The organism is Mesotoga sp. HF07.pep.5.2.highcov (assembly GCF_003666285.1).
Lineage (GTDB): Bacteria > Thermotogota > Thermotogae > Petrotogales > Kosmotogaceae > Mesotoga > Mesotoga prima.
Genome location: NZ_JFHJ01000179.1, coordinates 1 through 1160 on the forward strand (window position 1 = coordinate 1; position 1160 = coordinate 1160).

Here is a 1160-nt window from a genome sequence, read left to right on the forward strand (position 1 = left end):
CTTATCATTGCGTCTCCAATCTTCTCGACACCGCAACCATACGCCGACGAGGCATTATCTGCTCCTCCGTTAACTACCGGAATGCCTTCTAGCTCCGAAAGGGAGGGCGAACTTACTGTCCCCAAGATCGTACCTGACCCGACCAATTCGGGATATGAACGAGGATCAATACCGATTATTTCTGGAATTCTCTCATCGAATTCCCCTTCAATATCCAGCATGGAAGTTCCTGAAGCATCGGAGAAGTCAGTTACAACACGTCCCGTCAATTTCATTACGATGTAATCTTTTGGAAGCATCCATTTCTTGATCTTCTTGAATCTCTCAGGCTCACTCTCTGCCAACCAGAGGATTTTGGGAAGCGTGAATCCTGTCAGTACTGGATTTCCGAAACTTTCTATTACTTTTTCTTCTCCTCCCAACAAGTCCGTAACTTTTGCACACTGGCTTTCAGTTCTCTGATCGCACCAAAGGATTGCTGGATAGACAACCTTCCCTTCTGCATCAACGGCAACAAGGGAATGCATTTGACCGCTGACTGAAATTGCCGATGGTGGTCCACCTCCTTTAGCAACCAGTTCTCTCAAAGCAATGCAAACTGCGTCCCACCAAATCTCTGGATGCTGCTGTGACCAGCCGGGCTTCGGGGTTTCCATAGGAATAGGTTTCGAAGAAGAAGTCAAGATTCTTCCGCTCTCATCAACCGAGATTCCTTTAACAGAATTTGTTCCTACGTCTATACCGAAAAACGCACTCATGGCAAATCTCCTTTATACTAAATCGACCGTCTTACGATCAATTATGTGAAGAGCTGCTCCTATCATTTTTGAGCTTGCCATGCCTTTTTCGTGGAGCATGCTCCTTATTACTTTCACGTTCTGCCCAGTTGCGTATAGAACTCTCGAGTTGACGAAATCAACCAGATTACGCAACGAGAGTTCCGGAAGTATCGAAGCAACTCCGCCAAGAACAACAACTTCCGGATCCAAGGAATTTACGATGTTGACAATTCCTACGCCAAGGCTTCTCTCGATCTCATGAAGAAGTGGTTCATAACTTGCATCTGTTGAGCGCAGGCAGTTAAGATACTTCTCGTTGTTACTGGATCCTTTGAGTTCAAGCCCCAACTCGGTTGCTAGATTGACGATGGCTTCAGTAGA

The 1160-nt window shown here is 46.0% G+C and carries 2 protein-coding genes; both read right to left on the bottom strand.

All coding sequences use genetic code 11. From position 1 onward, the window contains the following. Nucleotides 1–758: FGGY family carbohydrate kinase (locus BG32_RS03620; RefSeq protein ID WP_259459483.1), on the bottom strand; the 758-nt coding region annotated here is incomplete at its 3' end. Between the two features lie 12 nt (nt 759–770). Then, on the bottom strand, nt 771–1160 hold a 390-nt coding region (locus tag BG32_RS03625), incomplete at its 5' end, for an ROK family protein (protein WP_147434814.1).